Annotated in this window: 19 protein-coding genes and 3 pseudogenes; 12 read left to right on the plus strand and 10 right to left on the minus strand. The window is 58.1% G+C overall.

Going from position 1 to position 26,710, the window contains the following annotated elements; translation table 11 throughout:
* Nucleotides 1-311: 311 nt before the first annotated feature.
* The 6 genes and pseudogenes from H9K75_RS02765 to H9K75_RS02790 all read right to left on the minus strand — a co-directional run bounded on the left by H9K75_RS02765 (nt 312) and on the right by H9K75_RS02790 (nt 7,204).
* Nucleotides 312-746 (minus strand): DcrB-related protein, encoded by a 435-nt coding sequence (locus H9K75_RS02765; protein ID WP_187724682.1) that lies wholly within the window; start codon nt 744-746, stop codon nt 312-314.
* Between the two features lie 290 nt (nt 747-1,036).
* The gene (locus H9K75_RS02770) at nt 1,037-1,735 is read right to left on the minus strand and encodes an ankyrin repeat domain-containing protein (protein ID WP_187724683.1); all 699 of its coding nucleotides are present in this window, start codon (nt 1,733-1,735) and stop codon (nt 1,037-1,039) included.
* 298 nt (nt 1,736-2,033) lie between these two features.
* A complete protein-coding gene (locus H9K75_RS23380) occupies nt 2,034-2,666 on the minus strand; it encodes a hypothetical protein (protein ID WP_226858797.1) in 633 nt (210 codons plus the stop codon).
* A gap of 281 nt (nt 2,667-2,947) precedes the next feature.
* Nucleotides 2,948-5,253: pseudogene (locus tag H9K75_RS25360) on the minus strand (type VI secretion system Vgr family protein); the annotation flags it as partial.
* 327 nt (nt 5,254-5,580) lie between these two features.
* Nucleotides 5,581-6,390 (minus strand): ankyrin repeat domain-containing protein, encoded by an 810-nt coding sequence (locus tag H9K75_RS02785; protein ID WP_187724685.1) that lies wholly within the window; start codon nt 6,388-6,390, stop codon nt 5,581-5,583.
* A 13-nt stretch (nt 6,391-6,403) separates the two neighbouring features.
* The gene (locus tag H9K75_RS02790) at nt 6,404-7,204 is read right to left on the minus strand and encodes a hypothetical protein (RefSeq protein ID WP_187724686.1); all 801 of its coding nucleotides are present in this window, start codon (nt 7,202-7,204) and stop codon (nt 6,404-6,406) included.
* Nucleotides 7,205-7,575: 371 nt separating this feature from the next.
* Here H9K75_RS02790 and tssB point away from each other — a divergent pair, with 371 nt between their 5' ends.
* From tssB to tssG, 7 genes and pseudogenes are all read left to right on the plus strand, one after another.
* Entirely contained in the window at nt 7,576-8,124 is a 549-nt protein-coding gene (gene tssB / locus H9K75_RS02795) for a type VI secretion system contractile sheath small subunit (protein WP_187725879.1), read from the plus strand.
* Nucleotides 8,125-8,166: 42 nt separating this feature from the next.
* A pseudogene (tssC, locus tag H9K75_RS02800) lies at nt 8,167-9,668 on the plus strand (type VI secretion system contractile sheath large subunit).
* A gap of 53 nt (nt 9,669-9,721) precedes the next feature.
* Entirely contained in the window at nt 9,722-10,255 is a 534-nt protein-coding gene (locus H9K75_RS02805; protein ID WP_187724687.1) for an Hcp family type VI secretion system effector, read from the plus strand.
* A 76-nt stretch (nt 10,256-10,331) separates the two neighbouring features.
* Nucleotides 10,332-11,120, plus strand: coding sequence for a type VI secretion system accessory protein TagJ (locus tag H9K75_RS02810; protein WP_187724688.1), 789 nt, complete (start codon nt 10,332-10,334; stop codon nt 11,118-11,120).
* Nucleotides 11,121-11,131: 11 nt separating this feature from the next.
* Complete coding sequence (gene tssE, locus H9K75_RS02815) at nt 11,132-11,668, plus strand: type VI secretion system baseplate subunit TssE (RefSeq protein ID WP_187724689.1); 537 nt, start codon at nt 11,132-11,134, stop codon at nt 11,666-11,668.
* Nucleotides 11,668-13,538 (plus strand): annotated as a pseudogene (gene tssF, locus H9K75_RS02825) (type VI secretion system baseplate subunit TssF). The gene tssE and the pseudogene tssF overlap by 1 nt, the downstream one beginning before the upstream one ends.
* 10 nt (nt 13,539-13,548) lie before the next feature.
* Nucleotides 13,549-14,634: a type VI secretion system baseplate subunit TssG gene (tssG, locus tag H9K75_RS02830; protein ID WP_187724692.1), complete on the plus strand. Its 1,086-nt coding sequence runs from the start codon at nt 13,549-13,551 to the stop codon at nt 14,632-14,634.
* A gap of 162 nt (nt 14,635-14,796) precedes the next feature.
* Here the strand turns inward: tssG and H9K75_RS02835 are convergent, their stop codons facing one another.
* The 3 genes from H9K75_RS02835 to tssH are packed head-to-tail and all read right to left on the minus strand — an operon-like array spanning nt 14,797 to nt 18,855.
* Entirely contained in the window at nt 14,797-15,267 is a 471-nt protein-coding gene (locus tag H9K75_RS02835) for a hypothetical protein (protein ID WP_187724693.1), read from the minus strand.
* Between the two features lie 28 nt (nt 15,268-15,295).
* Entirely contained in the window at nt 15,296-16,024 is a 729-nt protein-coding gene (locus H9K75_RS02840; protein ID WP_226858478.1) for a hypothetical protein, read from the minus strand.
* A gap of 20 nt (nt 16,025-16,044) precedes the next feature.
* Nucleotides 16,045-18,855, minus strand: a complete 2,811-nt coding sequence (tssH, locus tag H9K75_RS02845; protein ID WP_187724694.1) for a type VI secretion system ATPase TssH — start codon at nt 18,853-18,855, stop codon at nt 16,045-16,047.
* Between the two features lie 287 nt (nt 18,856-19,142).
* Between tssH and tssA the strand changes: the two genes are divergently transcribed.
* The 5 genes from tssA (at nt 19,143) to H9K75_RS02870 (ending at nt 23,700) form a co-directional block, all read left to right on the plus strand.
* Nucleotides 19,143-20,195: a type VI secretion system protein TssA gene (gene tssA / locus H9K75_RS02850; RefSeq protein WP_187724695.1), complete on the plus strand. Its 1,053-nt coding sequence runs from the start codon at nt 19,143-19,145 to the stop codon at nt 20,193-20,195.
* A gap of 57 nt (nt 20,196-20,252) precedes the next feature.
* The gene (locus tag H9K75_RS02855) at nt 20,253-21,695 is read left to right on the plus strand and encodes an FHA domain-containing protein (protein WP_187724696.1); all 1,443 of its coding nucleotides are present in this window, start codon (nt 20,253-20,255) and stop codon (nt 21,693-21,695) included.
* Nucleotides 21,696-21,822: 127 nt separating this feature from the next.
* Nucleotides 21,823-22,461, plus strand: a complete 639-nt coding sequence (gene tagH, locus H9K75_RS02860) for a type VI secretion system-associated FHA domain protein TagH (RefSeq protein ID WP_264294021.1) — start codon at nt 21,823-21,825, stop codon at nt 22,459-22,461.
* A complete protein-coding gene (locus H9K75_RS02865) occupies nt 22,458-23,255 on the plus strand; it encodes a PP2C family protein-serine/threonine phosphatase (RefSeq protein ID WP_187724698.1) in 798 nt (265 codons plus the stop codon). The genes tagH and H9K75_RS02865 overlap by 4 nt, the downstream gene beginning before the upstream one ends.
* A 133-nt stretch (nt 23,256-23,388) precedes the next feature.
* A complete protein-coding gene (locus H9K75_RS02870; protein WP_187724699.1) occupies nt 23,389-23,700 on the plus strand; it encodes a hypothetical protein in 312 nt (103 codons plus the stop codon).
* A gap of 172 nt (nt 23,701-23,872) precedes the next feature.
* Here the strand turns inward: H9K75_RS02870 and clpA are convergent, their stop codons facing one another.
* Nucleotides 23,873-26,632, minus strand: a complete 2,760-nt coding sequence (clpA, locus tag H9K75_RS02875; RefSeq protein ID WP_187724700.1) for an ATP-dependent Clp protease ATP-binding subunit ClpA — start codon at nt 26,630-26,632, stop codon at nt 23,873-23,875.
* Between the last annotated feature and the right edge of the window lie 78 nt (nt 26,633-26,710).

Here is a 26,710-nt window from a genome sequence, read left to right on the forward strand (position 1 = left end):
TTGAAGGACGCCGTGCTGACCATTCCCGTGACGGTGATTTTTTCTGGAACCAGTTTGTCCGCAATCCAACTGCCTGCCTCAGCGCCGAGATAACCACCACCGAAGCGCGCCAAGCCAACGGCAGCCCCCACCACCAACGGCGCGGCTGCACCTCCGGTTCCAATGATCGCGACTGCCGCGGCGCCAGCCGCAGCACCAACGACAATCCCACCAATCAATCCCCGGCAAACTTGGCCCAAAAGCGGGCGTGCGCATTCGTGTGGGCAATGGGATCATTAAGCCGCGCTGCAGGATTTCCTTCCATGGCGTTACTAGTTCTGTCGAAGTTGGAAACTGCGGACGACCATTGACCACGCTCGGATAGCTTCGTCGTCAAATGGTTCAAATCCGCTCATGGTGACGATCAGCACACGTCGAGTGTCTGCCAACAGCAGCGCAACCTGCCGTTGGTGAATGCCTTGGTCGTTTTGCGTGAATGCTCCAGCGAATTCGAGCACCTCGCCAGCGCCTTCGATAGCAGCCAACGGGGTGGGCGCAAGCACTACTTGATACCCCTTCACCTGCGTGGCGAGATCCCCTAACTGGCGCTCGGTAAACTGCTTCAACGATTCGCCCGGTCTCAGCTCATCGCGACTGATGATGTAGGTCACACCTGAACCATCGGGCATGGCTAGAACATTCATGGTTCGGTCAATCCGATCTTTCAGGGGTAGATCGATGGAGCCTTCATTGAACTGGTAAAGCATGAGGTGATTTGACGATGAGGTTGAGTGCCCGGTCAGCCGGGATGATGAATGAGATGAATTGTTTTGATAACTCTGTCAGCGCTCTTTTGCTAAGGGGATCATGACTCTTTCGCCTCTTCCGCATCATCGAGCGCACTGATAAGGGCAAACCACTTTCGACAAGCAGCGAGCACAAGGGTATTGGCATAGGTGATCAGTCGATACGCCCTTATCAAAACTCACGGTGTATCAGCGCTTGTGTCCTGCGGGGACTACAACCTCTTCGCCTCTGGCGCGCATCTGGTCCCGAACTACTTCCGGGGCTCGGGTGGCCATTTCACGCCCTTGGAGACGATCAAATCGCGCAATTGCTCAAACTGGGTGCGCACCGGCCCAGGTTGCATTCGATCCAACGTCAACTTCACCGACCAGCCAATGGTGGCACCATTCACCGTATAGCTATCAACCTTCGCACCATGCTGAACCAGGTACAACGCGATATCGGTGTGATCCGCAGTAATCGCCTGATGTAGAGCGGTACGTCCGATGCTGTCGCTCGCATTGATATCTGCCCCTCGCTGCAGAAGTACCTGCACCAACGCCAAAGAGCCACTGCGCGGGCCGCAGGCTAACTGCAACAACGTCGTGCCATGTCGATTTCTCTTGTTTGGCGACATGCCTCCATCCAGCATAGCCTGAAGCAGCTTCAATCCGGTGGCGTCATCGGGCTTTTTGCGGTTTAAGAAAGCATAGTCGAGCGGGCTGCCGATGTCTCCAATGGGTGGAACCGCCGGATCCACGCCTAAAGACACCAATGTCTTCACGGCTTCAAAATTGAGTGAATCAGGCTGGATAGCGAACCACAGTAATGTCATCCCCTGCCGTCCCGGCTGATTCAGATTTTGACCCATTGCCAATTGGCGCAAACGCGCCATGTCGTTGGACTGAATGGCCTGCGCCATCTCCAACATGCGTCCATCGAAGTACTGTGCGGAGTCCTTGGTTTTCATAGTCTTGCCCATTCCTTGAACATTTATCCCAACTGCGAGCGCGCCGAGGGCCAACAAAGACTTGCCCCATTGACGGCGAGCAGCGAAAGGGCTTTGTATTGTTTGTTGCATTGGAGTCAGTTCTTTGCGGATGCGGAATTGACCTGTTGCATGCTGCCAAAGGTAGCGTTTTCCAACGCATCGACTGATTGATCAATGCCATGACGTGCTATGGGACTACCTGAGCCTGACAGCGTATGCGGCACACCCACTGCGTTTGGCATGGCTGCTGCAAGCCCCACTTTTCCAACGCCGCCAGTTATCGCACCGGGGACACCCCGACCGCATACCCAGTAGAAATGGCTCCAACTGTGCCTCGGACGCTCTGCTCCTGCGCTCCAGTCAATACATCTCCATCAATGCGATACGCCTGGATATTCTCGGTGCTTGGCGTATGCACCGTTCCACCATATTTGGCGACGGTTCCGTCATTCAGACCGGATGAATTGAAGGTAGTTGCTGGTCGGCCACTTGCACGCGAAGCTGCAGAGGCCATGCCTCCACCAAGCGAATGCCCGGAAAATTCAACGTCAGCTCCTGACTCATTCACGTTTTTCCCAACGTTCACCGCGCTACGGTAGTAGTCCGAATCTAGTCCCACCCCTTGTTGCACATTATTTTTCCAGTCCTCCATTTCTTTCATTCGCGTGCCGCGGAACGCTACGACTGGCTTCGCGTCAGGACCTAGCACGGCAGGATCAGGTTCGTAGACTTGGGTGCCATACTGGAGATCCTCAGGCGTGAGCCCATATTTCTTTAACGCGGCAGCATCGTTGCTAACATTGTTCCATCCCGGAGGAGGACCTTTTTCCGGTGCATAGGTGTCCTGTGAAAGTTTCGCCATCTGCAACGCATTGGCATTCTTCTCCGCATCGGCAATCGATGCGGCCAACTGGTCTCGCTGCGGCCCTGGGGCATTTGCTCAAGCTGTTTCTTGGCATCTGCCAACTGCTGCATCTGCAGCGCCAATTGGGCCGCCTTTTCGGGCGGAGGTGCTTCGGCTCCTACCGGCGCCGCGCAGTTGAGATATATCTTGCCGCCGCGCTCGTCGAGCTCCTCAGTGAAACTGAACAAGCCTTTCTTGCCTTGCAGCACAATGGTTCCATCGGCCATCAAGACGATCGCGGATTCACCGCAGACCAGCGCAATGCGCTTGCCGGCCTTGATGAACACATCGTCATTCTTGCCGTGCACCAGCACCGACTTCTCTCCCACCACATTAGCGTTGGCGGCGGTGGAAGTCATCGACGCGTCCGTCTTCGCGAGAATGTTCGTCGCGCCGCTCAACGAATGCGAAATGATGTCGCCAGCCGACACCGTGGTGATCTGCCCGCCGCTACTGACTTGTGTAACGATGCCGTTCTTGACGAGTTGCGTGTACTGCGCGCCGGTAGTCACCGTCATCGGTCCTTGAGATCGCATGGACACGCTTTGTCCGGAGCTCACCACCACCGGTTTGGGACTGATCATCGTCTGTCCTTCCGGACTCACGATGGAGACGATGGGCTTGTCGATCTTGCGAGAAAGATCAAGCAGATTCTGTGCATCAGACAGCGCGGGATCCATGTTGCTGGATACACTCGATTCGCCACTGTCTTCGCTTCCACCACCCAGGGCCGCGGCGGCGGTGTTTACCATCCCTGCTATGCCTGGGATACCTCCCAAGCCACCTATTCCAGGCAGTCCCTGCATCAAACCGCTGAAGTCACCACTCTTGCTTTTGATGGCGGCTGCCAGTATTCCCTTGGTTGCATTGATCGCCTGCTCGGTTTCCTGAATCAGCGAACGGCTTTGCGCGAGCGTCTCGCCCATAAACTCATGACCATCCGGACTGTCGTGCGAGATCTTTTCCTTGAAATCCGAAGTGTAGGTAGTGATCAAAAGGCCCTTGTCCGCACGGATTGCCCCCCACTCATTCGTACGTAACTCAAACCCATAGCTACGCTTGGCCTCCGAACCCTGATTAAGCAAGTAACCCATGTGGAGATGGGTATTGCCGTGGTCGCTCGACAACTCCAGATGCTCGATACCCTTTTGGTCTTCAAAGCGCAACATGTTCTTGCCGCCGCCGCCCTTGCTCCAGTTCGTCTGCGTGCCCGACTGAGTTTTGTGCTTGGGCAATTCCCATGGCGGCATCTGCAGCGCGTTGTAGACGCGCCCGGTAATGATCGGATAGTCCGGATCACCATTCAGAAAATCGACGATCACTTCCTGACCGATGCGCGGAATGTGCATGCTGCCGTAGTTCGCACCGGCCCAAGTCTGGCTCACGCGAATCCAGCAACTGGAGTTTTCGTCGAACTTGCCGTATCGATCCCAGTGGAACTGGACCTTCACGCGGCCGTATTTGTCGGTGTAGATTTCTTCACCGGCCGGGCCGGTAATCACGGCTGTTTGTGGGCCGGTAGTGTGGGGCTTCGGGTGACATGCTGGCTGCGATAGGAGGTGCTCTTGGGCACCGCGTCGAAGCCGATTCGGTAGGTGGTTGGGCTGTCGGTGCCGTCGCGCTTACTGCTGCCCGAGCCACCGGAACCATCGCTTCGGCGCACGTTCTCTTCAAACCGGTAGTACGCGGACTCGATCAAGTATTCCTTGTTCTGGTCGTCGCGAATATACTTGCTTAGGGTGAAAAGATAGCCTGGAGCAATGTTTCTGGCATTGCCCTCGCCGTGGGCGGCTTCTCGTGGCGCTTTCTGTTGCTCGATACGGATGCGGGCGTAGTTTTCGCCGTCGCCCACCTCCGTGTATCCACCGGGCCACTTGTAGATCTCGCGATTGTCTTCCTTGTGGCCTGCTGGCTGCTGTTCTTTGGTATCCAGGATGGCTTTGGGCTTCTCGAAATCGTAGTCATCTGCCGCGAAATGGCCGCTCGCGATGTCTTCGCCAAAGCTCCAAGTATCGACAAAATCCTCGTCATGTACATGCGCAGCCTTCGCGCCGCTGTAGTACGGGATGGTGCTGGGACCACTCGGTAAAGGCGCGTGCGCGCCGATATCGTCGGCAAGCACCAGTTGATGGCTCCCCTGAGCGTGGGAAAAGAAATAATAGATCCCCTCAGACTCCATGACTCGCGAAACAAAATTAAAATCAGACTCGTCGTACTGCACCATGTACACCCAATTACGGTAACTCCCCGTGAGTCGATCGTCGATGGTGATGTCGTACTTCGAAAGAACATCCTTGACAATGTCAGGGGCTTTCATGTTTTGAAAAATCTTGAAGTCAGTGCGTCTGGTCGCATGCCAGAAGTTTGGGCGGAGCACCGCCATATAACTGAAATAGTCACCATCGCGACCAATGTAGGTAAATTGCACCACTTGGCCTGACAGAAAGCGTTTACCACCTCCACCAACCTCGGTGGTCAAATCGATTTCGACGCTCAAATCCTTGCCCAGCAGGCTTTTGGCGGAAATCGATGAATTTTTGCTGATCAGGCGCACCCGAAACTCAAACAGGCGAGAGACCTGCTCGGTCCCCACCAACGAGCGGAACTCAAGGTCTTCCCCACAGGACTGTGTGCGATGAACGTACGATTTGTCATGTTATACGCCTTACTTTATTGCTTATAGATTTACCGAATCAATGATATTCAGAAAATGTAGAGATTTAATGACATCAATTTGAACGAAAGTGGTTGTCCGTTGGCGGGCGCCTGCGCGCGAAGATGATCATGCGCGGCTCTCGCTAGGCGTGAATAGCGCTCGAATCAAGAGATCGGCAGTCTCTTCAACCATGGACGTTGTCGTCCTAACCCTACTTTCATGTTGAAAATAAATTTGTAACACTTAATGTAATTTTGAAAAGAATCATCGTGAATTCAAAATTTCGTCAAATATCTCTGTTCGTTTCAACCGTTTCGCCATGTCAACCGAACTTCGCCCTTTCGCGTCCTTGAGATCAGGATCGGCACCTTGAGTCAACAGAAGGTGCGCCAAAGCCGGCTTGTTTGAGATGATGGTCCAATGCAATGCAGTAAAACCTGCGTTGCGATTGCGATCCTGGGTGCTAGGAGAAACCCCTTTTTGGAGTAATATTTTGGCGATATCAAGCTCTTCATCCGGTCTGTACCGCGCATCTTTCAATGACCGGGAAATTGCACTTAAAGCCGTGTAGCCACCATTATCTGCTCCATAATGGATTCCGGCACTAGCACCAGAATTCAAAAGCAGCCGGGATGTTGAATAACGATTGTTGGCAAGCGCAAATATGAGCGCTGATTCTCCCACGGGGCTCAGCGGAGTTTCCGTATCAGCGCCTTTATCGAGCAACAATTGAACGTCAGCATCCAAGCCGAGCGCAGCAGCAGTACTCAAAAGACTCGCGTTGAAGGGGCCACCACAGCGACTCAATGGAAAACCTGCATTCAGTCGCTTTTCCAGTTCCTCTTGATGATTCTTCGTCATCAGCAATTGGAACGGATCCAAGGCCAAGCTGGGCTTTTCGCCAATATCTTTAAAGAATTCCCTGCTATCGGTAACGATTTGTGGGCAGACCACCGTTTTCGCGGGAATTGCAGAGGTATCCGCATATACCAATCCGCACGTCGAAAGGAATATGAAAAATAGAACTATTTTCAAATAAGCGATAATATGATCGGGATCCTGCGAATAGTTCATTGCGATCTCGGCCCTATCGGTGCTTAGCCACCCAGCTATCCATCGCAGCCTTGGCGGAGCTGTAGTCACCAGAGGAGAGATACCCGGAGATTTCCTGGTACTCGTCGCCTGCAATGTCCATCGGTGTCCCAGTCCAGCCCGGGTGAAAGCCAGCCAACGTATCCAGGCGGAATCTCAAAGCAATAACACCGACGGATCGGCCAGTATCCGGATCCAGCGCTGCCATCTCAAACTGCAATATCGTGCCTCCAACGCGAGAAACGGCGCTTCCAGCGGCCGTTCTCACCGACGCGTTGGATTTGGCAAGTGGGACCAACTCAGGCTTGGATTCCACATAACCACGTGCCTGCGCATTGGTTTTCACCCTCTCATACCAGCCGTCCATGTAGCTTTGCGCATCGCCCGGCTTTGTCAGAATTTTTGCGCCCGCCTTTACGGAATTTTCAAATTGGGAAATTTCCTTTGGGTTCCTGAAGAGCGGGGATTTCTGAAGCTCCATCCAGGCGCGCGGATTCTTTTGCTGGAGCTCTTTCATTGCGGCTCGAAAACCCGCCTCGTCGTGTGAACGCAGGTAATCGAGCATTTCTACATATTCCTTCAATTTCGGAATATGTTTTTGAGCGGCAGCGGTGTATTCCTTGGCCTTCTGGTAGTCCGATTTATCACGAGGTTTTTCGCCGCAGAACATTCTGGCATAGCACCGATTGTCCGTTTCGCCTTGTGGCGCATAACGCTCCCCTGCATGTGGGTCCGGCGGCCTGTCTGAATAGACCAATCCACCGCTGGCATTTTGATACTTGTAAAGAGTTGCCACGATTGAAAACCAACAACAAGGACATACGCATGATGATATGCAATTGTTCGCAATTCTGACTGACAAAAATGACAATAAAATGGTAAGCGTTTGCGTCTGCTCCTTGAGGGACGCCTCCCTGATCGAGGAGCCCCCTCGACCGTTCGTCAAAATTCCGTACGGGACAACAGTCATCGCTTCTGAGGTGGGACAACATTCTAGAAAAATTTACGATGATTTAAATAAGTTACAAAATAACACCCTAGGAGATTTTTTTCGATTCACGCAAATTCAACGAAATTCATGTACGCTAACAGCTGGATTGGTAATATTTACCACCACTGGCAACTTTGAAAGCATTGGTTGGAAAAGATATGACTACGAGCATGAACATGAAGCAGCGCCTTGCTGCGAGAGGGAAAAGCGGACAGAAATTCATCGCTCGCAATCGCGCGCCACGGGTGCAGATTGAGTACGACGTTGAGGTCTACGGCTCCGAGAAGAAGATTCAGTTGCCCTTCGTCATGGGCGTGATGGCTGATCTTTCGGGCAAGCCGGCCGAGCCGCTCCCCGAGATCGGTGATCGCAAATTCCTCGAAATCGACGTCGACAACTTCGATGCGCGCATGAAGGCGATCAAGCCACGTGTGTCTTTTCAGGTGCCCAACACGCTGACCGGTGACGGAAACATGGCGGTTGACATTAGTTTTGACAGCATGGATGACTTCTCTCCCGATGCAGTCGCCAAGAAGGTCGATTCGCTGAGCAAGCTGCTTGAAGCGCGAACGCAATTGGCCAACCTGCTGTCGTACATGGACGGCAAGTCTGGTGCCGAGAACCTCATCGCGAAGGTTCTGGCTGATCCCGCGCTCATGAAGGCGCTGTCGTCCACTCCGAATCAGCAACCCACGGAAAAGACGACAGGGGCCGACGAGCAGTAATCACCGCTTCGTCGCATGCAAACAATTTCGAGGTCACACTGAATGGCAATCACTGAAAAACAAGGCTTGGGCCAGACGGCAACGCTGGAAACGGACGCGTTTGCTTCGCTGCTGAACAAGGAATTCAAGCCGAAAACCGAGCAGGCGCAAGAGGCCGTCGTATCGGCGGTGCGAACGCTTGCCGAGCAGGCGCTCTCCAACACCAACATCATTTCTGCTGATGCCTACCGCACGGTCGAGGGCATGATCGCGGAGATTGATCGCAAGCTCTCCGAGCAGATCAATCTGATCATTCACCACGACGACTTCCAGCGTCTGGAAGGCACGTGGCGCGGGCTTCACTATCTCGTGAACAACACCGAGACCGACGAGATGTTGAAGATTCAGATCTTCAACATCAACAAGAAGGATCTGGGTCGCACGCTGCAGCGCCACAAGGGCATTCTGTGGGATCAGAGTCCGATCTTCAAGAAGGTCTACGAAGCGGAATATGGTCAGTTCGGCGGCGAGCCATTCGGCTGCCTGGTGGGCGACTATCACTTCGACCACAATCCACAGGATGTCGCGCTGCTGACTGAAATGTCCAAGATTGCTGCGTCGGCGCATTGCCCGTTCATCGCAGGCGCGGATTCCAGTCTGATGCAGATGGAATCGTGGCAGGAGTTGGCGAACCCACGCGATCTGACGAAGATCTTCGGCAACACCGAATACATCAAGTGGCGTGCATTGCGTGACTCCGACGACGCACGTTACCTCGGTCTCACGATGCCGCGTTTTCTCTCGCGTCTTCCCTACAGCACGAAGGAAAATCCGGTCGACGGATTTGATTTCGAGGAAGACACCGCAGGCGCGAATCACAACAATTTCTGCTGGTCCAATTCCGCTTATGCGATGGCGACCAACATCAATCGTTCATTCAAGTATTACGGCTGGTGCACGTCGATTCGCGGCGTGGAATCCGGCGGTATCGTGGAAGACCTGCCGGTGCACGTGTTCCCGAGCGATGATGGCGGTGTGGACATCAAGTGCCCGACCGAAATCGCCATCAGCGATCGCCGCGAAGCGGAGCTTGCAAAGAACGGCCTGATGCCGCTCGTGTACCGCAAGAACAGCGACGTGGCCGCATTCATCGGCGCGCAATCGCTGCAAAAGCCTGCTGAATATTACGACGCAGACGCGACGGCCAACGCCAATCTGTCTGCGCGGCTGCCTTACCTGTTCGCGTGCTGCCGTTTCGCTCATTATCTGAAGTGCATCGTCCGCGACAAGATCGGTTCCTTCAAGGAGCGCGGCGATGTGCAGCTTTGGTTGAACAACTGGATCATGAACTACGTCGATGGCGATCCAAACAATTCATCCGAATCCGTCAAGGCAATGAAACCGTTGGCTGCGGCCGAGGTTGTGGTTGAAGAGATCGAAGAGAACCCGGGTACTACTCGGCCAAGTTCTTCCTGCGGCCCCACTACCAGCTGGAAGGCCTCACGGTGTCGTTGCGCCTGGTATCGAAACTGCCATCTGTGAAGCAAGCGGTTGCGCAGTCTTAAGTCCGAGAGTGTATTAAATCAATTTGGAACTCATTTTTAAGGAGGAAGAGTAAATGGCAGTTAATCGTTTGAATAGTCCTGTGGCCAACGTAGCGCCTGAACAGCGCGTCGGTGGTGTAGTCGATATCTATTGCAAGATCGACGGTGTCGAAGGTGAATCCGAAGACTCCAAGCACAAGGGCTGGTTGCACGTTGAGTCCATCGCCGGCGGCGTGGCAAATGCAGGCGCATTTGCATACGGTGGTGGTGGTGGCTCGGGTAAGGCGCAATGGCAGGACATCACCGTCCGTGGCCGTTTCGACAAGTGCTTTGCCACGCTGATGAAGAAGTGCGCATCTGGTGAGCACATCGGCTCGGTCGAGATTTCTGCTTGCAAGGCCGGTGGCTCGCAACAGGAATTCCTGAACATCAAGATGACCAACGTGCTGATCTCGTCGTTGAACCTGTCTGGCGCGGAATCCACCGAGCCGATGTTCGACTGCGGCTTCAACTTCCAGAAGGTCAAGGTCGAAGGCAAGTCCCAGACCAACTCCGGCTCGATGGGTGGTGCAGTGACCGCCGAGTGGGATCTCAAGACCAACGCCTAATCCGCGTAGCTTGTTATTCCAAGGGGGCAACAGGCCCCCTTTTTCTTCAATTGGCAGACTCTCCAACGACAGACCCATGGTTGAACTTCAGTTGACCGACAAGATTTCGCAAGTGCAGGATGCCGTGCGCCAGAGTCCATCGGACGATAAGCTGCGCGTGCACCTGTTTCAGCTCTACGCCCAGTCGGGTAAATGGCAGAAGGCGCTCTCGCAATTGCAGGTTGCGGCCCAGCTCGACGAAAGCCACAAGCTCCTGGCCCAGGCCTACCGCCTTGCGCTGCGCGCGGAGACGATGCGCCAGGACGTGTTCGCAGGTACGCGCACGCCGCAGGTGCTGGGCAAGCCGCCGCAGTGGGTTGGATTTCTCATCGAGGCCCTTCAGGAAGAAGGCAAGGGCCAGGCCACGCAGGCAGCCGAGCTTCGCATTCAGGCGCTGGATGCAGCCGAGCCCGTGGCTGGTCGCATCAATGAAACACCGTTTGAATGGATTGCCGATGCCGACTCACGCATTGGCCCGGTGCTGGAGGTCTTCGTCAATGGCGACTACTACTGGCTGCCATTTGAATCGGTGGTCGAGGTGAAACTGGACAAGCCCGAGGATCTGCGCGATCTGGTCTGGCTGCCGGCACATGTGAAGCTGGTCAACGAAGGCCTGCATCCCGTCATGCTGCCCGCGCGCTATCCGCTCGTCGAGGGTGTTGCCGAGGATGGTCATCTGCGGTCGCGCCTGACCAGCTGGACCGAAAATTCCGAGGGTGAATGGGTGGGCCACGGCGTGAAGGTTTTCGCCACGAATTCCAAGGAAATGTCGATTCTGGACGTTCGCCAGATCCGCCTTGACTCCAAGGCAGTAGAAGAAGACTGAGTTCATTGCGTATGGATCAAGCGGACGGTTTCAAAACCCCGAGCTACGGCACTGCGGACCGGCTGCTGCCGACCTTGCTCGACCGGCTGACGGACAACGCGCCCCAGCGCGACAAGGATGCAGTCTCTGAGCGCACCGTCACGCGCAAGCAGTTACGCCAGATCATCCTGCGCGATCTCTCGTGGCTGCTCAACGCAACCAATGCCGAGGCCGAACTGGCACTCGCAGACTTTCCCGACGCACGCTCGTCAACACTGAATTTCGGGCTTCCGGCGTTTTCGGGCAAACGCGTCTCCGACGTGAAGCTCTCCGATCTGGAAAAAGCCATAGAGGGAGCCATTCAGCGGTTCGAGCCCCGGGTGATGCCCCAGACGCTCACGGTGAACGCCAACGTGGCTTCGGACGACGAGGCCGCGCACAATATGGTGGTGTTCGAGATCCGCGGCCAGATCTGGGCCCATCCCTACCCCATCGAGATGCTGCTGAAGTCCAGCATCGATCTGGAGACCGGCTCAGTAACCCTGCTCGACCAGATGGGAGACAACTGATGGATCCGCGTCTGCTCGATTACTACAATCGCGAACTGGCCTACATCCGCGAGCTCGGCCAGGAATTTGCGCAGGAGCATCCCAAGATCGCAGGCCGCCTCGGCATGAAGGGCATCGAGGTCGCCGACCCATACGTTGAGCGCCTGCTGGAAGGCTTTGCGCTGCTCGCGGGCCGCATCCAGCTCAAGATGGATGCCGAGTTCCCGCGCTTCTCGCAGCGGCTGCTCGAACTCATCTACCCGCATTACCTCGCGCCCACTCCGGCCATGGGAATCGTGCGTCTGCACCCAAGCGAAGCCGAAGGTGGCATCACCGGGGCGTTTCAGGTGCCGCGCCTGACGGTGTTGCGTGCGCCGATATCGCCCGGCCAGGTGACGGCCTGCCAGTTTCGTACCGCGCATGATGTCGAGCTGTTGCCGCTCGAGGTGAAACAGGCCTGGGTCGAAGGTCTCGCCAACGATGTGCGGGTTCCGGCAAATCAGAAAAAGGTGGTCAGCAGCCTGCACATCGTGCTTGAAACGCATGGTGACCGCGACATCTGCACGGTGGATTTCGACAAGCTGCCGTTCTACATCGCAGGCCCGCCGACCGCGCGATGCTGCTGCTCGAGCTGATCTGCGGGCGGCTTGTGGGCGGTGCGATCAAGTGGAGTGCCGCAGGACGCGAGCATAGCGCGTGGCTGCAAGCCGCACAGGTGAGCGGCATGGGCTTTGAGAACGACGAGGCGCTGATACCCTACGGTGAGCAGAGCTTCAGCGGCTACCGACTGGTGCACGAATACTTTGCCTGCCCCGACCGGTACCGATTCTTCAAAATCAGCAAGCTGCGCCAGGTGCTCAAGGACGTGAAGTCGAAGCGCGTGGAAATCGTGCTGCATTTCGACCGCGCAGCCACCGAACTCGAGAAGGTGGTCTCCGAGAGCCACTTCCATCTCTTTTGCACGCCGGTGATCAACCTGTTTCCGAAGAAGGGCGACCGCATCGACGTGTCGCTCATGCACTTCGAGCATCACCTGCTTGGTGATCGCACTCGGCCACTGGACTACGAGATCTACTCGGTATCGGAAATCCAGGGATATACCGAAAACAATACCGACGTGCAGACTTTCCTGCCCATCTACGAAACGCTGGGAGCGCAGGAGGGTTCGCAGCAGTCGCTGGCGTATTTCTCGCTGCGGCGCGAACCGCGCAAGCTCTCGGAAGTCGCGCGGCGCAATGGTCCGCGCACCGGCTACATCGGCAGTGAGGTGTACGCGCAGCTCGTGGATCGCCAGGACGCGCCCTACCCGCACACGCTGAGCCGCATCGCGCCCGAGATGCTGTGCACCAATCGCGACCTCTCGCTGCTGATCACCTCGGCGGGTGAGCGCAACTTTCAGCTCTCGGTTTCCGCGCCGGTGCAGCGCGTGGAGCTGGTTACCACCCTCACACGCCCCACATCCTCGATTGCCGAGCGCAAGACCACGTGGCGGCTGCTGAGCCATCTGCAATTGAACTATCAGACGCTTACCGATGCCTCGCCCGCCGAAGGTGCAAAGGTGATGCGCGAACTGCTGAATCTGTATGCCCAACTGAGCAAACCAGAAACGGCGCAGCAAGGCGACGCCATTGCATCGGTGAGCGTCACGCCCATGTATGCGCGCATGCTCCAGCCCGGCCCCATCGTATATGGGCGCGGCGTGGACATCCACCTGACGGTGGATCAGTCCAAATTCGGCGGCGCCAGTCCCTGGCTTTTTGGCGCGGTGCTCGAGCGATTCTTTGCGCGTCACGTCGGCATCAATTCGGCAACACGTCTGAAGATGAGCACGTTGCAAGGCGGCTCGTTCGCACAGTGGGCCACACGCCTGGGCATGCGCCCTTCTGCGTGAGCGTGTCGGCATGAAACCGGTAAGTGACATGGACAGCTCGATCACACCAGGCGGCAATGCGCATCACCCGTCGTCAAGCGCGCTCGCCCACCTGGTGCGCGCCGAACTGCCCCAGGCCGAGGCGCTGGATCTCTTTGCGCTGTTGCGCCATCTCGATGCGACCTCGCGCACGGCGCGGCTTGGCACCTCGCAGACACCGCGCGATGACGTCGTGCGGTTGGGCCAGCACCCTTCCACGATCTTCGCGCCCTCCACGGTCCACAGTGCGCTTGCGTCGGGATATGGCGGGCGACCGCTGGTTCGCATTCTGAGCTTTGGCGTCTTCGGCCCGAATGGCGCACTGCCGATCCATCTGACCGAATATGTGCGTGAGCGCCTGCACAACCATGGCGATCATGCTCCTGCTGATTTTGTGGACCTGTTCCACCACCGCTTCATCAGCCTGTTCTACCGTGCATGGGCCGATGCGCAGTCGGTCGTGCAACTGGATCGGCCGGGCATCGACAAGTTCAGCTTCTACGCAGGCGCACTGGTGGGTCTGGGCTTTGACAGCAGCTGGAACAGTGACTCGATCGAGGACAGCGCCAAGCTCTACGCGGCGGGACATCTGGTGCGTCTCACGCGCAATCCAGAAGGGCTTGAAAAGCTCGTAGGCCACTACTTCGGTACGCGCGCTGCGGTCACCGAATTCCTGAACACCTGGATCCGGATTGACGAGCCCGACCAGACTCGACTGGGCGGTTTCTCGCAGAACAACCAGTTGGGGGTGAACGCCATCGCGGGCAGTCGCGTCAAGGACGTGCAGGCCAAGTTTCGCATCACGCTCGGCCCCATGGATCTTGCCAAGTACGAGAGCTTTCTGCCTCCTCACATGAACAACCGCAAGCTGCGCGACTGGGTGCGCAACTACATCGGCATTGAAATGGATTGGGATGTCGAGCTACAGCTTCGCGCCGATCAGGTGCCGCAGTGCGCGCTCGGCGGCGGCACACGCCTTGGCTGGACAAGCTGGATGGGGCACCGCACGACCGATGCGCCAGCCAACGATCTGCGGCTCAATCCCGAGCGTGACTCGCGGCGCTTGAAGCGAGTGTGAGACGAGGATTGGTGCGGAGATCTTACCGCCCGGCAATCAATCAATCGCTCACAAGGCCCAGATCGCGCTCATCGTTGGCATTGCACTTGGGCGACTCGTCGACCTCGTAGCCAAAGGCCAGATAGAGCGAGTGCACCCTGCCTCGGGCCGTGGAAATAAGGTTCAGGCCTTCCGCTCCAAAGCACAAGCGAGCCCGCGTGACCGCAGACCCGTCGCTGCGCCCCAGCACCGCGAAGCCGCCGTTAGAAGATGCTTTCGGGCCGACATCGCGATACCGACAAAGCCGTTCTCTCCCCAGTTTCCCGCCAGCGGACGCTCGAGCATGTAGCCGACCACGGGCCGACCGCTGCCATTCGTGACTTGCTCTGGCACCGAGGTCATGGCCTTGAGTTCGCCGCGCGGGATGCGGGTGCAGCAGCTCGTCCTGGCGCCTTTTTTTCTCGCCCCTTGGACCGATTTCGTTTGTATCGAGATCGCCTGATCATCAGGCAGCGGTTCGGTGAAGTAAAAGCTCGCCCTGCCCTGCGGTGTGACGCTCACCAGCCCGGCGACCACCTGTCCCGCCTGCGCAACTCCGCACAAAGCAATTCCCGCCAGCGCGGCGAGCAGAGCGTTCTTGCCCATACGCATCATGTTGACTATCCCGCCCTTCGCTGCGAGGTTAGTGCCCGTCCGCAGACCAGTGCGGCGGATCACTGAGAAGCTTGTGCACGCCATACGTCGCGCCCACCGCGTGGAGATCCGAAGCCTTCTTGATGGTGACCTTCTTGCCTTTCTTGTCCGTGATCGTCTTGTTGGTCATGCCGCTCACCTGCATGTCGATGGCCGTGCGGCCCGCATGATTGGTGGTCAGCGACGGACGATGCACGATCTCGTATGCCCGCACCATTGCTTTGGCCGCATTGACCGATTGGGTCTTGTTGCCATGGTTCCACTCGATGTCCACGCCCGTCATCGCCGGCACGCGATCCGGTTGAATCGTGCCCTTGGCGATGTCCCAGGCATAGTGCATGAGGTAGGCCCGCTCCGGTGGCCGGTAGGTGGCGCTGATGCTGACACTGCCACCCGCCGCATCGATTGCGGCGATGAAGGCGTTGACCGCGTCGCGAAACGAGGGCGTGAGATCGGCGGTGGACGTACCCGTGGGAAATTCGTTCACCCAGGACGCGCCACTCAGCCTGCGCTGGCTCAGCGCTGCGGCAGGCAAGGCAGACAGCGCCTCGGCGGCCGTGGCGGCTGGGGCGATCGCGCTTTGCGCCTTTGCATTCAGCGCGCCCGTGGGTACGCAGGATTGCACATCCGCAGAGCAGCCGTGGGCGAACGGGCTGTGGAACAGCTCACGGTTGCCGACGGTGTTGCCCACGGGCCCGGGAACGATCAGTACGGGCATGATTCACTCCTTGTTCTGGCTCACGCAAAATCAAGCGTCAGGTCCTTGCCATTGGACGCGAGCCGCACGGACGCCAGCGGCTCCCCGTTCATCGTGCGATGCAGTATCTCGCGGCTGACGCCCGCCAACACATGGTTGGAGAGAATCGCATCGACCATGCGCCCGCCCGATTCGATATCGGTGGCGCGCGACATGATGGCGTCCACCGCCGTCTTGTCCCAGTCGAACGCGATCTGGTGATTCTCCGACACACGCCGGCGAATGTGGCCCAGCTTGAGCGCCACGATGCGCGCCAGCATGTCGGGTGCCAGCGGATAGTACGGGACGACGGTCAGACGCCCAAGAAATGCCGCCGGGAATACCTTGAGCAGCGGATCACGCATCGACGTGGCCAGCGAAGTGGCATCGGGCAGCAGGTCGGGATCGTTGCACATGCTCATGATCAGATCGGTGCCGACGTTGGACGTCAGGATGATCACCGTGTTCTTGAAGTCGATGAGTCGACCCTCGCCATCTTCCATGAAGCCCTTGTCGAACACCTGGAAGAATATCTCGTGCACGTCCGGGTGGGCCTTCTCCACCTCGTCGAGCAGCACCACGCTATAGGGCTTGCGACGCACCGCCTCGGTCAGCACACCGCCTTCGCCATAGCCGACATAGCCGGGCGGCGCGCCCTTGAGCGTGGAGACCGTGTGCGCCTCCTGGAATTCGCTCATGTTGATGGTGATGAGGTTCTGCTCGCCGCCATAGAGCGACTCGGCCAGCGCCAGCGCCGTCTCGGTCTTGCCGACGCCGCTCGGGCCCACCAGCATGAACACGCCAATGGGCTTGGACGCATCTTCCACGCGGGCGCGCGAGATCTGGATGCGCTGCGCGATGATGTTCAGGCTGTGATCCTGGCCGATCACGCGCTTGCCGAGCGTATCGGCGAGCTTGAGCACAGCCGCGATCTCGTCCTTGACCATGCGTCCGACGGGAATGCCGGTCCACTCCGAGACCACGGTGGCGACAGCCTGCTCGTCCACTGCCGGTAGCACGAGTGGCTGCTCGCCCTGCAATTGCCGCAGCTCGTTCTGCACGGTTTCGAGCTCTTGCTTGAACGCCATGCGCTCTTCTTCGCTCAGTTCGGGTGGCGCGTCCACCGCATCGGCAATCTCCTGCACGGCGTGTGACGCTGCGACCGCATTGGCGCCGGTGTTTGCCTCGGCAGATACAGAGCCGCCCTGCTCCTGCCCCTCCGCCTGCAGATGCGGCAGGGGTGACAGACTGCCCAGCGCCGCCTGTGGATTGAGCTTTCTGCGCAGCTCGAACACCTTCTGCACGAGCGCGTGCTCGGCCTCCCAGCGTTTTTGATGCTCGCCGAGGTGCGCGGCAAGTTCCTCGAGCCGTTTGGCAATCTGTCCGGCACGCTCGGCGTGACCAATGCCAATCGATTCTTCGCGCAGCAATATCTCGCGCTCGGTGTTGAGCAGCCCCATCTCGCGCTCAATCGCCTCGACCTGGACAGGGGTCGCGTGCTGCGTGAGCGACACGCGCGCGCAGGCCGTATCCAGCAGGCTCACCGCCTTGTCGGGCAACTGGCGCGCGGGAATATAGCGGTGCGACAACTGCACTGCGGACTCGATCGCACGGTCCAGAATCAACACCTTGTGATGCGCCTCCATCTGCCCGGTGACACCGCGCAGCATCGCAATCGCCTTGTCTTCGGCGGGCTCGTGGATCTGTATGGTCTGGAAGCGCCGCGTGAGCGCGGGATCCTTCTCGATGTACTTCTTGTACTCGGCCCATGTCGTCGCGCCGATGGTGCGAAGATTGCCACGCGCGAGCGCGGGTTTGAGCAGATTCGCCGCATCGCCGGTTCCCTGCGCACCGCCCGCACCTACGAGGGTATGGATCTCGTCGATGAACAGAATGATCTTGCCGGGGCTGGCTTGGACTTCATCGATCACCTGGCGCAAGCGCTGCTCGAATTCGCCCTTCATGCTCGCGCCCGCCTGAAGCAGGCCGACGTCGAGCGTATAGAGCGTCACGTCACGTAGCGGCGGCGGCACGTCTCCGGCCACCACGCGTGCCGCAAATCCTTCGACCACCGCCGTCTTGCCGACGCCCGCCTCGCCCGTGAGCAGCGGATTGTTCTGCCTGCGACGCAGCAGAATGTCAATGATCTGGCGGATTTCATCGTCGCGTCCGGTGATCGGATCAAGCTGCCCCTGCCGCGCCTTGTCGGTAAGGTCTACCGCATACTTCTTGAGCGCACTGCCCTTGCCCCCACTGGCGCTGCCCACGGCCTGACTGGCCTCGCCAGCCTGGGCACCACCGGACATCCCACTGCCGTCGCTCGCCGGCTGGTTCTCTTCAGGCGAGGCCTTGATGATCTGCACGAGATCGGCCGCCACCAGGTCCGGTTGCAGCTTGCGAAACTCGGGCGACATACGGTGCAGCACCGCACGCAGGTTGGTCGTCTTCAGGATGCCAACGAGCAGATAACCACCACGGATCACCTCGTCGCCATACAGCAGCGTTGCATAGATCCAGGCTCGCTCGATGGCCGTGTCGATGTGCTCCGAGAAGTCCACGATGGCGGTAGCGCCGCGCGAGAGCCGGTCCAGCTCTGCCGTGATGTCCTTCTCCAGCGTCGCCGGGTTGAGCTGGTAGTGCTTGACGAGCAGCCGCATGTCCGAATCCTGATCCTGCAGGATCTGATGCATCCAATGCACCAGTTCCACATAGGGATTGCCTCGCAGCTTGCATGTCACGGTTGCAGCCTCCGCTGCCCTGAACATCTGGGCATTGAGCTTGCCAAACAGATGATTGCGACTAATTTCTGACATCAGTACCTCAAGCGATATCGACCAAAATGGGTGCGCAAAGATATCGGATGATGTATGAAGCTCCCCTTTTTTTGTTCTCCTGCCCGCCCAGCCTGTGACACAGGCCGACGCGCACATGGAACTCTTTGGTATTCCAGCACGGATGCCATAAAGAAAGAAGCTCACAGAAATCCAGGCATCTCTTAACTGCGCGGATTTCAACAACCTATTATCCGAATTACACGCACATGAACTATCATCAACGATAGCATAGAGAAACGAAAAATCCGAGTGGACAGGAGTTGACGGTGGAAGATTTCAACATCGGTGTGGATTGGACAACACCCATTTCTGCGGACGAACCCTCGGGGAAAAACACCGAGTACGACACGAAATTCGCCGAACTCGAAACCGCAGCCATTGCAACAGCAGAGCAGCAATACGGTGACACCGTCATCGCCGGCAAGGAGCCCGACTGGCAGCAGACGCTCAGACTGGCCGCTGAGTTGTCCGCGAAGACACATGATCTTCGTGTGCTGCTGCTGATGACGAGAGCGCTGACACGCCTGCATGGCCTGGAGGGCATGCGCTACGGTATCGCCAGTGTCAACACCGTGTCCGGGAATTTCTGGGAATCCCTGCACCCACAACTGGTGATCGATGAAGAGTCCGATCCGCAAATCCGGTTCAGCGCGCTCAGCAATTTTGCCGATATCGACGGCCTCGCCTCCGATATTCGCCAGAGCGTCGTGCTCACCAGTCCGCTCGGCGTCTTCACCGTCAAGGATCTTGAGCGGTTGCTGGATCAGGGCTCGCTCGAAATCAATGGCGTGACCATCACCGACGCCCAGCTCGAACAGGTGGTTGCCGACGTCCGCAGATCGGCAGATGCGCCGATGCTCGACGTGCCGGGAAAAATCGTCGCGGAGATCGAGGCGCTTCAAAAGCTCTATGCGGAAAAAATGGGTTCGGAATATCAGCCGGACCTGGCCCCGTTGATGCGCCCGCTACAGAAGATTGCCGTGCTTCTGCATGGACAGGATCGCTCTTTTCAGCAAACGGGTTCGGGCTCCGGCGAGCAGGACGGTGACGGTGCGGGGACTGCGGATTCCGGTCATTCGTCAGGCAGTGCCGTCAAAGGAGTGGGCGGCATCAATTCCAGAAGAGATGCGGTGCGTCAACTGGAACTCGTCTCTCGTTATCTCGAGATCAACGAACCCACGAATCCCGCTCCCTTTCTCATCCGCAGAGCCATGAAGCTGATGGAAATGAACTTCATGGACATTCTCAAGGAAATGGCGCCCGAAGGCTTGAATCAAGCCTCATTCATCACGGGCATCGAACCGGAACAAGACGCTTGACCAACGGCCACTCGGGACTTCTGACGCGCCGCAGGTGATCATGCGAAAGGATCTGAAATGCAACTGCATTTGATAGCCCACTCGGGTTACGCAAATGAAACGCAAGCACCCATCGAGGGGTGGTTTGGTACCGAAGGTGGCACCGTGGGCCGCGATCCGCGTTGCAACATGGTGCTTGTCGACCCAATGCGCAGGATCTCGCGGATCCAGGCGCAGATCATCTGGGAAAACAATGCTTTCCATCTGCTCAATGCAAGCACCTCGAATCCGATTTACGTGAACGGACGGGAACTTGCGCCGGGTGCGCGCCTGGCGATCGGTGCAAAGGATGAATGGCGCACCGGCAACTACGTCATCTCCGTTGAACAGGCGACTCATGCAGCTTCCGCGCCTTCGGCGCTCGTTACGCAAATACCAGTCAGGCGAGAAGCCAGTGATGCTGCCTCGGTACTTCAGCCAGTGGAGCCGCATTCGCCGAGTCTCCATGTTCCATCAGATGCAGCGGGGCTGTTGCCGCCGCAGCCTTTGGCTTCGCCAATAATCGAAAAGCACCAAGGCCCCGCTTCCGCATTGAGAGGGCCTTTCGACGATCTGCTGAGCACGCCGGTAGAGCAGCCTCCTGCGGCTCAGGCGTACACGGCCGAGAACAATGCTGCACAAGCCCATCTGCCAGGCGACCCGTTCGCCATGCCGACGGCACCGATTCAGCAGCCCGCAGGCCGTTCTTCATCTCCTGCCAGCCGAAGTGATCCGTTTGCGGACCTCATGTCCGGCCCCATAGACGCGCAACTGTCATCCGCGCCAGCCAGCCAGATCAGACGAGGTACTTCGAGCGTCATCCCCGATGACTTCAACCCCATGGCATCCGGTGGAGTCGCTCACCGCAATATCGACGATCCGCTCCAGAACATGTTTCAGTCGGGCAACGTCAAGGAAATGTTCCCGGAACGCTCCTTCGATGCCATCTTCCAGCCGAACGAAGGCTCCATCGACTCCATGACGCTTGATCCGCTGCACACGGACAAGCACCAATCGTTCATGGACGCGTCAACCAAGGTGGATCCGCTGGATCTGTTTTCCCGGGAACGCGTGGCGGGAGACCTCAATCCCGAGGTACTGTTCGGTAACGACAAACCAGGCGGCCCGGTTCAACGTGACCACACCTCCGAAATGGGCTCGTATTTTCGGGCACCGCGCGCGCTGCACGAAGAAACGTTCGCAAATGATGCGGTCTCCGAGCGCCCCTTGCCGTCAGCCGCTTCGTCCGCAGAGGAACTTCCCGACCCGCTCGCGCCATTTTCACCAGCGAGTGCTCCGCCCGCTCACCCAACTCAGGCGATGGCAGAGACAACGCTCTCTGTCCCTCCCCCTTACCGTCCGCCGACCCAACGCCTCCTACGGCCCTGCCACAACCTGCACCGCCATCGAGGGTCGAGAGTCTGGATGTTTTCTTTGATCTTGGCGGGCCTTCCGACAATACGGTGCTGGGCCAGGAACTGACTCCGCTCCCTCCCAGTGTTGCGGAGTCGATCCACCCGATGCATGATCCGGTTGAGCCACACCCGGCCCCCTGCCTCCTACGGACGGTCCGCAATTGCAGAAGCGCGTCCCGACAACGAATGCCGCGTTGCAAGCCGAGGCGTCCGCCACGCCAAGCGAGTCGGATCAAGAATTGCTTGCCGCTTTCAAACGCGGCGCTGGGCTTTCCGATTGTCGTTACCCCCAGCAACTGACCACCGACATGATGTACATGATCGGCCAGATGCTAAGCGGCAGCGTTCAAGGCTATATGGATCTGCTCGGTTCGCGCGCGGCCACCAAACAGGAGGTACGCATAGCAGTCACCCTGATCAATGCCGAAGCCAACAATCCGCTCAAGTTCCTGCCGACGGGTGGGGCCGCGCTGGCTCAGATCTTTGGCCCCAAGATGCCGGGATTTTTGCCAGGGCCGGCGGCCATTGAAAACGCACGCCTCGACCTTCGCGCGCATGAAGTGGGAATGATGGCTGGAACGCAAGCGGCCGTTCAGGGTCTGTTCGAGCGTTTCGATCCGCGAATCATCGAGGAGCAACTCGACGCGCAGGGACGCCAGCGAACCCTGTTTGCGGCGCAGCGCAATGCCCGTCTCTGGGAGATGTATTGCAACTACTACCGATGGCTCAAGGACGAGATGAAGAACCAGACACCTGCGTCCTGGGGCGCTGAATTCCACAGCGCCTACCAGACAGAGACCGAGAGCATTGAAAGCAAAGGAACCAGCAAGTGACGACCATTCAGCCGCTTCCAGTAGACGAGGATTCCGTGGCGCTGACCCACTACACGCTCTCGAACCAGGGTGATCGGAACTACAACGAAGACGCCTACTGTCACGCGCATGACCGTGGCATCGTCTCGTTTGCGGTCGCCGATGGAATGGGTGGAACCTCTGGCGGCAGGCATGCTGCGGCACTGGCCGTTTCGACCATCAGACAAAGCGAGTTGAGCCTGGATCCGAACGAAATGTCGCGCCAATTCCTGGCCATTTCGACGGCGATCAAACGTGAACAGATCGCCCACCCCGAGATGTCCAACATGTGCACGACGATTGCGGAACTGCGCATAGACACCTACTCCCAGCAAGCCATCTGGGCACACTGGGGAGACACTCGCATCTACTGGTTTCGCAACAATGAATTGGTCACCATGACCGAGGACCACAGCGTCGTACAAAGCCTCGTGTCAGCAGGACTGCTCTCGGAAGAAGACGCAGCTAACTATCCCAAACGCAATGTGCTGCTCGGAGCCGCCGGAGCAAACAGCGAGGTCGAACCCAGTGTTCTACCAAGCGCCGTAACCGTCACCGACGGCGACGCCTTCCTCATCTGCACGGACGGCGTATGGAGCATGGTCAACACCTCATTCATTGAACGCACCCTCAGCCAGGCCGTCAGCGTTCAGGACTGGATCGATGAAATAATGAAACAGGTCGCGCTGGTCGGCAGCGGCTCGAATGACAACTTCACGGCCACCGGGGTCTGGATCACCGCGGGCAGCGAGAAGACCATTGCCATGAGGTTGTGATCAGGCCGGATCAACTCATCACTATTTCGCGACCCGGCGCGCACTGAGCTTGCGTTGGCTGCGCTTCGATACCGTCGCTCCGCACTACGTCATCGTGTCCTTGATCTCGGCAGGTGACGCATAAACTGCCCAAATGAACTCAAAGCAAACCATTTTAGATCGTGAGTTATTTGCTGAAGCCTTGCGCCACATGGGCGAGGAAGACCTGTTGTATCTCAATCGCATGGTCATTGAGCGCCTGAATTTACTCGCCCAAGTCAAAAGCACCGTGCAACTGGCCCAATTTACCGAGGGCGACCGCGTTGAATTCACCACGAACCAAGGAGTCATCAAACGCGGGACAATCGTTCGACTCAACAAGAAAACCGCAAGTTTGCGCACTGATGATGGGCAAGATTGGAAAGTTTCACCCTCGTTGCTACGCAAGGCCAGTGACAGGACGTGATTCTGTGGTCGTTGTCACCCCGTTGTTTGGCGGCTGCAAAACGCCAGCAAAGTCCTCCATTCCTTACGACCCGCCGAAAACTTCTAAGCACATTTGCGGTATTTCCACATACAAAAGCCCGCAGCTCTTTCAAGCTGCGGGCTTTGTTTTAGGTAGCGGACTGACTATTTAATCAGTCTGCCGTCGCCTCTTCCGGCTCGGCGGGTTCCGACTTGGTGCGCTCCTTCTTGGCGAGCGACTGGATGTCGAGCTTGACCTCGGAGGTCTCGTTGCCCTTGTCGTCGGTGCCGACCTCGATGTCGACGGTCAGGCGGCCGCCGTCGGTGAGCTTGCCGAACAGCAGTTCGTCTGCCAGTGCACGACGGATCGTGTCCTGGATCAGGCGCTGCATTGGGCGAGCACCCATGAGGGGATCGAAACCCTTCTTGGCCAGATGCTTGCGCAAGTCGTCGGTGAACGTGACTTCGACCTTCTTCTCGGCGAGCTGTTGCTCCAGTTGCAACAGGAACTTATCCACCACGCGCAGGATGATCTGCTCGTCGAGCGGCTTGAAGCTCACCATCGCATCCAGACGGTTGCGGAATTCCGGCGTGAACAGGCGCTTGATGTCGCCCATTTCATCGCCCGCCTGACGCGGGTTGGTGAAGCCGATGGTGGCCTTGTTCATGGTCTCGGCGCCCGCGTTCGTCGTCATGATGATGATGACGTTGCGGAAGTCGGCCTTGCGTCCGTTATTGTCGGTCAGCGTGCCGTGGTCCATCACCTGCAACAGCACGTTGAAGATGTCCGGATGCGCCTTCTCGATTTCGTCGAGCAGCAGCACCGCGTGCGGCTTCTTGCTGATCGCTTCGGTGAGCAGACCGCCCTGATCGAAACCCACGTAGCCCGGAGGCGCACCGATCAGTCGGCTCACCGCGTGGCGTTCCATGTACTCGGACATGTCGAAGCGGATCAGGTCCACGCCCATGATGTAGGCGAGCTGCTTGGCCGCCTCGGTCTTGCCGACTCCGGTCGGGCCGCTGAACAGGAACGAGCCAATCGGCTTGTCGCCCTTGCCCAGGCCCGAGCGTGCCATCTTGACGGCGGATGCCAGCACCTCGAGCGCCTTGTCCTGACCGAACACCACGCTCTTGAGGTCGCGCTCGAGCGTTTGCAGCTTGCTGCGATCGTCGTTCGAGACATTGGCGGGCGGGATGCGCGCGATCTTGGCCACGATCTCTTCGATCTCGGCCTTGCCGATGGTCTTCTTGCGCTTGCTCGGCACCTGGATGCGCTGGGCAGCACCGGCCTCGTCGATCACGTCGATGGCCTTGTCGGGCAGGTGACGGTCGTTGATGTACTTGGCCGAGAGTTCGGCCGCAGCCTGTAGTGCCGCCAGCGCGTACTTGACGCTGTGGTGCTCTTCAAAGCGCGACTTCAGACCCTTGAGGATGTCGACGGTTTCCGCCACGGTGGGCTCGACCACGTCCACCTTCTGGAAGCGACGCGAGAGCGCCGCATCTTTTTCGAAGATGCCGCGGTATTCCGTGAACGTGGTCGCGCCGATGCACTTGAGCTGGCCGCTCGAGAGCGCCGGCTTGAGCAGGTTCGATGCGTCCAGCGTGCCGCCCGATGCAGCGCCCGCGCCGATCAGCGTGTGGATTTCGTCGATGAACAGAATGGCGTTGGGCTTGTCCTTGAGCGACTTGAGAACGCCCTTGAGACGTTGCTCGAAATCGCCGCGGTACTTGGTGCCCGCCAGCAGCGCACCCATGTCGAGCGAGTACACGGTGGCCTCGGCGAGGATTTCCGGCACGTCGTTCTGGGTGATGCGCCAGGCAAGGCCTTCGGCAATCGCGGTCTTGCCCACGCCGGCTTCACCCACGAGCAGCGGGTTGTTCTTGCGGCGACGGCAGAGGATCTGGATGGTGCGCTCGACCTCGTACTGGCGACCGATCAGCGGATCGATCTTGCCTTCCTTGGCGGCCTGATTCAGATTGAGCGTGAACTGCTCGAGCGGCGATGCCTTCTCGTTGCGTTCTCCACCGCCCTCTTCGGCCTCGGGCTGACCTTCGGCCTTGGTAGGCTCCGGCGGCTCGCCCTTCTTGATGCCGTGGGCAATGTAGTTGACCACGTCGAGGCGCGTGACGCCCTGCTGGTGCAGGTAGTACACGGCGTGCGAATCCTTCTCGCCAAAGATCGCCACCAGCACGTTGGCGCCGGTGACTTCCTTCTTGCCATTGCCCGTGGACTGCACGTGCATGATGGCGCGCTGGATCACACGCTGGAAACCGAGCGTGGGTTGGGTGTCGACTTCGTCCGATCCTGCGACCTGCGGCGTGTTGTCCTTGATGAAATTGGTGAGCGAGGCGCGCAAATCATCAATGTTTGCGGCGCACGCGCGCAGCACTTCTGCGGCGCTTGGGTTGTCTAGCAGTGCAAGCAGCAAATGCTCCACGGTGATGAACTCGTGGCGCTGCTGGCGGGCCTCTACGAAGGCCATGTGCAAGCTGACTTCCAGTTCCTGGGCAATCATGTGAGAACTCCTTTTTCGCTTGCGTTTCAGAGATTGACTGTAGATCGGGGCGCCATGCCAATTATTCAACTGGCTCGCACACACATTGCAAAGGATGCCCGCCTTGTTGGCGGCGTCGAGAACTTGTTCGACCTTGGTTGCGGCAACGTCACGGGTGAAAACCCCGCAAACGCCTTTACCGTCCAGATGGATCTTGAGCATGATCTGCGTGGCCGCCTCGCGATCTTTCGAGAAAAATTCCTGCAGCATCACAACGACGAACTCCATCGGCGTGTAGTCGTCGTTGAGCATGACCACCTGATACATCTTCGGCGGCTCCGTGCGCAGCGTGCGCCGCTCCAGCACGACCGAGCCGCCATCTTCCTGCTTGGGTCGGGTCTGGGGTAGCTTGGGAGTCGTGGGAGGTTTGGTTGCCATGAAGATTATTCTAGCCAGCTAAATTCTGCGGTTCGCGGTTCAATTGGAGCCATATTAGTAGTTTTCAAGCGGCAAAGT

It is taken from the genome of Diaphorobacter aerolatus (assembly GCF_014489535.1).
GTDB classification, from domain to species: Bacteria; Pseudomonadota; Gammaproteobacteria; order Burkholderiales; family Burkholderiaceae_C; genus Diaphorobacter_A; species Diaphorobacter_A aerolatus.